Below are 8,435 nucleotides of genomic sequence, written 5' to 3' on the forward strand. Positions count from 1 at the left end.
TGGCCTGCACACCGCGGCCCTCCAGCCGTCCTTGCCTCCCCCTGCCTGCCCCCCATGATGCCTGCCACCGCCTCCGACCGCCCCTGGCTGGGCCAGTACCCGACGGGCGTGCCCGCCCAGGTGGACGCCACCGCCTACCCCTCGCTGGTCGCCCTGCTGGAGGAGGCCTGGCAGCGCCATCCCGATCGCGATGCCACGCTCTGCATGGGCAGCCGCCTGCGCTACCGCGACATCGACGCGCTGTCGTTGACGCTGGCGGCCTGGCTGCAGCAGCAAGGCCTGGCCCGGGGTGACCGGGTGGCGGTGATGATGCCCAACCTGCCACCCTACCTGCCGCTGCTGGGCGCCATCCTGCGGGCCGGCTGCGTGGTGGTGAACGTCAACCCGCTCTACACCCCGCGCGAGCTGAGCCACCAGCTGCGCGATTCGGGCGCCAAGGTGCTCTTCGTGCTGGAGAACTTCGCCGGCACGCTGGAGGCCATCACCGAACCGCTGCCGCTGCGCCACATCGTGCTGTGCGCGATGGGCGACTTGATGGGGCCTTGGCGCGGCACGCTGGTGAACTTCGTGGTGCGCCATGTGCGCAAGCTGGTGCCCCCGCACACCCTGGCCAGCGACGCGCGGCGCCAAGTCACCCGCCTGGGCGCGGTGCTGCGGGCCGGCCGGCGCCATGCCTTCCAGCCGGTGCCACTGGGGCCGAACGACGTCGCCTTCCTGCAGTACACCGGCGGCACCACCGGCGTGGCCAAGGGCGCCACGCTGCTGCACCGCAACCTGGTGGCCAACGTGCTGCAGATCGACGCCTGGTTCAGCCCGGTGCTGCAGCGGCTGGGCGAGCAGCCGCTGACCATGGTCGCCGCCCTGCCGCTCTATCACATCTTCGCGCTGACGCTGTGCGGCCTGTTCAGCAGCCGGCGGGGCATGCTGAACCTGCTGATTCCCAACCCGCGCGACCTGGACGGCCTGGTGAAGACGCTGGGCCAGCACCGGGTGCACCTGTTCCCGGCCGTCAACACGCTGTTCAACGCCCTGACCGAGCACCCGGGCTTTGCCGGGCTGGACTTCTCCGAGCTGGTGGTGTCGGTGGGCGGCGGCATGGCGGTGCAGCAGGCCACGGCCGAACGCTGGCTGCGGCTGACCGGCTGCCCGATCGTCGAGGGCTACGGCCTGTCGGAAACCTCGCCGGTGGCCACCTGCAACCGGCTGGACCTGCGGGCCTTCAGCGGCACCATCGGCCTGCCGCTGCCGTCGACCGACATCGCGATCCGCGACGACGCGGGCCAGGACGTCGCCCCGGGCCAGGCCGGCGAGATCTGCATCCGCGGGCCGCAGGTGATGGCCGGCTACTGGAACCGCCCGGACGAGACCGCCAAGGTGATGACCGCCGACGGTTTCCTGCGCAGCGGGGACATCGGCATCATGGACGAGCGCGGTTATGTGCGCATCGTCGACCGCAAGAAGGACATGATCCTGGTCTCGGGCTTCAACGTGTACCCCAACGAGATCGAGCAGGTGGTGAGCCTGCACCCGGGGGTGAGCGAGTGCGCGGCGGTGGGCATCCCCGACCCGCATTCCGGCGAAGCGGTGAAACTGTTCGTGGTGCGGCGCGACCCGGCGCTCAGCGAGGCCGACATTCGCCACTACTGCCACGACAACTTCACCGCCTACAAGCGGCCCAAGGTGATCGAGTTCTGCGAGGACCTGCCCAAGACCTCGGTGGGCAAGGTGCTGCGCCGCGCGCTGCGCGAGCAGGGCGCCGCGGCGCCGCTGGCATGAGCGGCCCCTTCGCGGCCCCGGCCGCCGCGCTGGGGCTGCAGGTGCTGCAGCGCGACTGGCTGTCGGCCAACCAGACGCTGTTTGCGGCCTGCGACGCCGCCCCCGCCACGGTGGTCGACACGGGCCACGCCCGCCATGCGGCGCACACCGTCGCCCTGCTGGACCACGCCCTGGGGGGGGCTCCGCTGCAGCAGGTGCTCAACACCCACCTGCATTCTGACCACTGCGGCGGCAATGCCGCGCTGCAGGCCCGCTGGGCGGTGCAGACCCGCGTGCCCGCGGCCACCCACGCCGTGGCAGCCCAGTGGGACGAAGACCGGCTGAGCTACCGCGCCGCCGGCCAGCACTGCCCGCGCTTTGCGGTGGACGGCGCCCTGCCGCCGGACGGCCAGGTGCGCCTGGGCCCGGCCACCTGGCAGGTGCTGGCCGCCCCCGGCCACGACCCGGACGCCGTGCTGCTGTTCGAGCCGCAGACCCGCACGCTGATCGCCGGCGACGCGCTGTGGCAGGACCGGCTGGCGGTGATCTTCCCCGAGCTGCTGGACCAGCCCGGCTTTGCGGCCACCCGGGCCACGCTGGACCGGATCGAGCAGCTGGCGCCGCGCTGGGTCATCCCCGGCCATGGCGCCCCGTTCGAGGACGTGGCCGAGGCCCTGGCCCGCAGCCGCAGCCGGCTGGCCGCCTTCGAGGCCGATGCCCGGCGCCATGCCCGCCATGCCGCCCGGGCCCTGCTGATGTTCCACCTGCTGGAGCTGGGCGACGAGGACACTGCCGTCCTGGCGCGCTGGATCCAGACCACCCCGCTGTTCGTGGCGATGGCCCGGCAACTGGGCGCCCACGACCTGGCCGGCTGGGCCCAGGGGCTGCTGGCCGGCCTGTGCGACGACGGCCTGGCGATCCGTGTCGGCCCCCGCTTGAGACCAGCCTCCCAAGGCTGAAGGAGCGGCGCCCCATCAAGGAGCGGCCATCCGCGATCTGCCTCCACAATCGACCCATGTCCGTGCACCGGCTGGTCTTCTTTTTCGGCGGCTTCGATCCCAAGACACCGCGCCATTACCACCGCCTCTACCGGGCGGCGGCGCGTGCCCATCCCCCCGGCCCGGGCGGGGAGACGGTGAACGTCGGCCCCCGCCAGTCCCACGACGCGCTGACCGATGTGTGGGACGTGCAGTGGCGCCCCGCCCAGGGCGGGCCGCTGACCACGCGCTATGCGGTGCTGCGCTGGGACGACATCGTGCTGCGCCACTGGGGCCGCGGTCTGCGCCGGGTGCTGGCCGACTGGCGGCTGATGTACCTGCGCCGGGGCGCCCTGCACGCCTTGGCGCGCATCCACGCCGCGGCACCGGCCTGTTTCTGGCTGGGCAACCTGCCGCTGCTGCTGGCCTTGGCCTGCCTCGCCACCGTGGGACTGGCCGGTGCCGGGCTGGGCCTGGCCCCCGGCTGGGCGGCGCTGGCCCTGCCGGGGGCCCTGCCGTTGTGGCGCGGCCTGGAGCGCCGGCTGGACACCGAGTGGCTGCTGCGGCTCTATGCCTTCACCTGCGCGCAGGGCGAGGGCGCGCTGCCCGATCTGGAGGCCCGGCTGGATGCCTTGGCCGACACGCTGGCGGCCCAGGCCCGGGCACACCCGGCCCATGAGCTGCTGGTGGTCGGGCACAGCACCGGCGCCATCCTGGCCGCGGCGGTGCTGGCGCGCGCGCTGCGCCGCCACCCGGAGCTGGCCCCCGCCGGCACCGCGCTGGGCCTGCTGACCCTGGGGCATTGCACCCCCTTGCTGGCCTGGCAGCCCCGCGCCGCGCAGTTTCGCGCCGAGCTGACCCAGCTGGCCAACACGACGGCCCTGACCTGGTGGGACTACACCGCGCCGGCCGACTGGGCCGCCTTTGCCCAGACCCCGCCCTGGACCGAAGGGACGGGCCAGGCGCGCTGCCATGCCACCTCGCCGCGCTTTCACCAGACCATGTCCGGGCCCGCCTATGCCGCCCTGAAGGCGGACCGGCAAGCGCTGCATCTGCATTACCTCAGAGCCCCCGAGCGGGCAGCGGGCTACGATCCCATCACCTTGACCGCGGGCCCCCAGACCCTGGCCGAGCGCCACGCCGCGCTGGCCCCGGCCGACACCCCCGCCCTCCGTCCGTCCGAGACCCGATGAGCCGCTTCTGCCCCCACTACCCGCGCCCCGCACCCCGGCGGCCCGCCGTCTGGCGCATGTTCTTCAGCAAGCGGCGCTCCTGGCTGGACGGCCTGTACGAGCGCAGCTACCGGATGAAGATGGGCGAAGTGCACCTGCCCGGCGTGGACCTCTACATGGTCAACGAGCCCGCCCTGGTGCACCAGGTGATGGACCACGCCGAAGCCTTTCCCAAGCACGAGATGCTGGGCGAGGCCTTGCGCCCGCTGCTGGGCGACAGCATCTTCACCACCAACGGCGCGGTGTGGCAGCGGCAGCGCACACTGATGAACCCCTCCTTCGAAGGGGCCCGGGTGCGCAAGGTGCTCGGCCGCATGCGCGCGGCCGGCGAGGCGATGGTGCAGCGACTGCGCGCCGTGCCCGCGGGCGGCGTGCACGACGTCGAGATGGAGATGACGCATGTCGCGGCGGACATCATCCTGCGCACCATCCTGTCCCAGTCGCTCGACAGCGAGGGGGCGCAGCGCATCTTCGCGGCCTTCGCGCGCTACCAAGCCCTGGCTCCGCGGCTGATGATGCCGGCCTTCTTCGGCCTGCGCTGGCTGCGGCCGTGGTGGCAGATCCGACGCAGCCGACGCGCCGCCGCCGAGATCCGCGCCCTGCTGGAGACCTACATCCGGCCCCGTTTCGAGGCGGCCCGGGCCGCAGGGCCGCAGGCCCCGGATGCGGAGGACGACATCCTGGCCTCGCTGCTGCGGGTGCGCGACGAGCAGACTGGCGAGGGCTTCGGCTTCGACGAACTGGTGGACCAGGTCGCGATGCTGTTCCTGGCCGGGCACGAGACCTCGGCCAGCGCCCTGTCCTGGGCCCTGCACCTGCTGGCCCATGCGCCAGATGTGCAGGAACGGCTGCACGAGGAGGCCTGCCGCGTGCTCCCGGCGCTGGACACCGAGGGTGCCAATGCGATCAAGGACCTGACGCTGGCCCGCGATGTCTTCCGGGAGACCCTGCGCCTCTTCCCGCCGGTGGGCTTCCTGGCCCGCCAGTCGGCCCAGGCCTGTCCGATGCGCGACAAGACCATCCCGGCCGGCGGCTCGGTGGTCGTCTCGCCCTGGCTGATCCAGCGCCATCGCGAACTGTGGGCCCGGCCCGACGAGTTCGACCCGGACCGCTACAGCCGGGAGCCCGCCGAGGCCGGTGCTGAAGCCGACCAGCCTCCCGCCCGGGAGTCGCTGCGCCAGGCCTATCTGCCCTTTGGCATGGGGCCGCGCATCTGCATCGGCGCGGCCTTCGCGCTGCAGGAAGCGGCGCTGATCCTGGCCCTGGTGGCGCGGCATGTGCGTGTGGCGCCGCTGCCCGGCGAGGTGCCGGAGCCGGTGGGCCGGCTGACCATCCGCGCCGAAAATGGCATCCGTCTGAAGATCTTCCCCCGCGAGGCAGGATGAAGGAACGCTTGGCTGGATTCGTGTTGATGACGGTGATCGTGCCATTGGCGCTGAGCGGCTATCTGCTGCTGATTTGGGTCGGCTTTGTCGGCCGTACCGAGCGGGGCCGGGCCGGGGTGCGGGCGCTGGACCACTTCGTCAACGCCACGCTGTTCAACGGCTATGCCTGGGAGTCGGTGTCTTCCCACGCCTGGCGCATGCGGCATTGCCGCTGGGCGCGGGTCGTGATCTGGATCACCGACCGCTTCCAGAAGAACCACTGCGAACGCGCGAACCGGCGCGAGCAGCCGGTGGTAGACTTGGTGCTGGCCAAGGGCCTGCACCGGCAGACCATTTTCTGAGTGGAATACGCATGCCGGCCGAGGTCCCGACGCCCCTTGACGCGCCACCGGTCCGGCGGCGCGTGGTGCTCTACCTGGGCGGCTTCGATCCGCAGGGCCCGGCCCCGTACCACGCGATGGCGGTGGACGCTGCGGCCCAGCGGCCGGATCTGGCCGTGCGCGTGGGCCCCCGCACCAAGGGCGACGGCCCGCACGTGAGCGCCTGGGCGCTGCACTGGCAAGGGGCCGACGGCAGCAGCTGCGACACGCAATACCTCTTCCTGCGCTGGGACGACCTGGTGCGCCAGCAGTGGCCGCGCAGCCGCTGGCGGTTAGCGGGCCTGACCCTGGGCACCACGGCCCGGATGGTGGCCAATGGCTCACTGTGGCGCATCCTGCAGACCAGCTGGCCGGCCTTCCTGGCCCTGGCGCTCCCGGGAGCCAGCCTGCTGCTGCTGGGTGCGCTGGGATTGCTGGGGGGAGGCGCCCTGGCGGCAGCGGCCCGGGGGCTGCCATCGCCGTGGGGACTGACGCTGGCCGTGGCTGGCGCCATCGGCGGTGGGTGGGGCCTGAGCGCCGGCTTTCGCTGGCTGCAATCCCGGGTGCAGATGGATTGGCTGATGCGCAGCGCGCGCTACATCCTGCGCCAGGCCCGCGGCCTGACGCCTGAACTGGAGGCCCGCATCGACCTGCATGCCGAGCGGCTGGCGGCCCTGGCCGGACAGGGTGCGGCGGTGGACGAGGTGGTGGTGGTGGGCCACAGCTCGGGCTGCATGCTGGCGGTGAGTGTCGTGGCCCGGGCACTGGCAGCCTGGGCAGCCCACCCGGCCGGCGAGCGGCCTCGGCTGTCGCTGCTGACCTTGGGCCAGTGCATCCCGGTGCTGAGCTACCAGCCCGCGGCCACGGCGTTCCGCGCCGAGCTGGCCACGCTGCGCGGTTGTGACTTTCTCCACTGGGCGGACATCAGTGCCCCGGTCGATGGCTGCTGCTTCGCGCTGACGGACGCGACGGCGGTCTGCCTTGATCACGGCGACGCCGCCGCCCCGTCGCCCGGTGCACCACGCTGCCTCAACCCGCGCTGGGCCCAATGCTTCAGTCCCGAACGCTACCGGCGGCTCAAACAGGACAAGATGGCCTGCCATTTCCAGTACCTTCGGGCCACCGAACACCCCGGCCCCTGCGACACGCTGACGCTGATCACCGGCCCGCGCAGCGTGGCCGAGGCCACCGCCACACTGCCAGCGGCGGTGGATTACCGGGGCCTGCAGCGTTTTGGCAGCCCGCGCCGATGAGATTTGCCCTGGTCACGCTGGGCAGTACCGGCGATCTCTACCCCTTCCTGGCCGTGGGCCGCGCCCTGGTGGAGCAGGGACATGAGGTCGCGCTGCTGTCCCAGGAGCCTTACCGTGCCGAGGCCGCGCGGGCTGGCCTGCAATTCGTGCCTGTGGCCGACGCCCGACAGCACCAGCGCACCTTGGCGCATCCCAAGCTCTGGCACCCGGTGGAGGGCTTTGGCGTGCTCTGGCGTCACCTCTGCCTGCCGGCCGCCTTGCCGACCTGGGAGGCGCTGCAGGCGCTGTCATCCTCCGGAGGGGTGGGGGCCGCCCAGCCCCTGCGGGTGCTGGCCTCCCCTCTGGCGATCGGCGCCCGGCTGGCACGCGACACTGGCCCGATTCGGCTCTGGAGCGCCTACCTGTCACCAGCCGCCTTCCGTCGCCTGGACAACCCGATGTTCGTGGGGCCCTGGCAGGTACCGCGCTGGTGGCCCGAGGCGGGCCGCCGCTGGGCCTGGCAGATGCTCGACCGCTGGAAGCTTGAACCGCTGGCCCGCGCAACGGTTGAGCGCCTGATCGCCCAGGTGGGTGCGCAGCCGATCGCGGGCAGCGTGTTCGGCGACTGGATCCACTCTCCAGACGGGGGGCTGGCCTTCTACGACGAAGGCTTCTGCTCGCTGCCGTCACGCACGGCGGGACGGGCCACGCGGTCGCCACCGCAACACCCCATCCACCAGATCGGTTTCCCCAATTTCGAATGGGAGGCCCCGGCAGCACCGGGCCCGACACTGCCTTTTGATGCCGCACCGTGGATCGTCTTCGGCGGCTCTGCGGGCACCCTGGGCAAGTCGGATGCGTATGCCTTGGCCAGCCACCTGACAGATCGCTCAGATCGCCCGGCCGTTCTGCTGGACGCCCGGCTGACGGGCCCCAAGCGCCTGAGCAGCACGCTGCTGGGGTTGCCCATGCAGCCACTCCCAGCGCTCCTGCAGCACGCGCATGGCTTTGTGCACCACGCGGGCATTGGCAGTTGCGCCCAGGGACTGGCGGCGGGCATTCCGCAGTTCCTCATTCCCCGCGCCTACGATCAATTTGAGAACGCCGCCGCGTTGGAGCGCAGCGGCAGTGGGTGGGTCGCACCACATGCCTTGCGCAACGCCCCTGCCGCCCAACTGGCTCGCTGGATCGCCCAGCTGGATCCCGAGCCCGCCCGTCGGGCCATGGTGCCGAACCACTCGCATCCCTCGGCTCCGAACGTGGCCGTTCGGGAAGCCGTGTCTCGGCTCACCGCAGCCGATTGAGCGAGCTCAGGGTACGGAATCGAACGGGCAAGAAAAAACCCCGGCTGCTTGCGCAACCGGGGTTTCGGATATTAGCCTGACGATGTCCTACTTTCACACGGGAATCCGCACTATCATCGGCGCAGAGGCGTTTCACTGTCCTGTTCGGGATGGGAAGGAGTGGGACCACCTCGCTATGGTCATCAGGCTTA

At 71.8% G+C, this 8,435-nt stretch carries 7 protein-coding genes and 1 rRNA gene; 7 read left to right on the forward strand and 1 reads right to left on the reverse strand.

Annotated elements, in window-relative coordinates; genetic code table 11:
* The first annotated feature begins 54 nt into the window (after window positions 1–54).
* The 7 genes from KGA65_RS08510 to KGA65_RS08540 are packed head-to-tail and all read left to right on the forward strand — an operon-like array spanning window position 55 to window position 8,244.
* Window positions 55–1,776: a long-chain-fatty-acid--CoA ligase gene (locus KGA65_RS08510; protein WP_310740945.1), complete on the forward strand. Its 1,722-nt coding sequence runs from the start codon at window positions 55–57 to the stop codon at window positions 1,774–1,776.
* A complete protein-coding gene (locus tag KGA65_RS08515; protein ID WP_310740946.1) occupies window positions 1,773–2,714 on the forward strand; it encodes an MBL fold metallo-hydrolase in 942 nt (313 codons plus the stop codon). The genes KGA65_RS08510 and KGA65_RS08515 overlap by 4 nt, the downstream gene beginning before the upstream one ends.
* A gap of 56 nt (window positions 2,715–2,770) precedes the next feature.
* Window positions 2,771–3,925, forward strand: a complete 1,155-nt coding sequence (locus KGA65_RS08520; RefSeq protein ID WP_225862733.1) for a hypothetical protein — start codon at window positions 2,771–2,773, stop codon at window positions 3,923–3,925.
* Entirely contained in the window at window positions 3,922–5,349 is a 1,428-nt protein-coding gene (locus KGA65_RS08525; protein WP_225862725.1) for a cytochrome P450, read from the forward strand. The genes KGA65_RS08520 and KGA65_RS08525 overlap by 4 nt, the downstream gene beginning before the upstream one ends.
* 26 nt (window positions 5,350–5,375) lie before the next feature.
* Window positions 5,376–5,690 (forward strand): hypothetical protein, encoded by a 315-nt coding sequence (locus KGA65_RS08530; RefSeq protein WP_225862726.1) that lies wholly within the window; start codon window positions 5,376–5,378, stop codon window positions 5,688–5,690.
* An 11-nt stretch (window positions 5,691–5,701) separates the two neighbouring features.
* On the forward strand, window positions 5,702–6,961 hold the full coding sequence (locus KGA65_RS08535; protein WP_225862727.1) for a hypothetical protein: 1,260 nt from the start codon (window positions 5,702–5,704) through the stop codon (window positions 6,959–6,961).
* Window positions 6,958–8,244: a nucleotide disphospho-sugar-binding domain-containing protein gene (locus tag KGA65_RS08540; protein WP_225862728.1), complete on the forward strand. Its 1,287-nt coding sequence runs from the start codon at window positions 6,958–6,960 to the stop codon at window positions 8,242–8,244. Before KGA65_RS08535 ends, KGA65_RS08540 begins: the two co-directional genes overlap by 4 nt.
* Before the next feature lie 74 nt (window positions 8,245–8,318).
* On the opposite strand, the gene rrf is transcribed toward KGA65_RS08540, so the two are convergent.
* Window positions 8,319–8,431, reverse strand: a 5S ribosomal RNA gene (rrf, locus tag KGA65_RS08545).
* Between the last annotated feature and the right edge of the window lie 4 nt (window positions 8,432–8,435).

Source organism: Ideonella benzenivorans (assembly GCF_020387415.1).
Classification (GTDB): domain Bacteria; phylum Pseudomonadota; class Gammaproteobacteria; order Burkholderiales; family Burkholderiaceae_C; genus Ideonella; species Ideonella benzenivorans.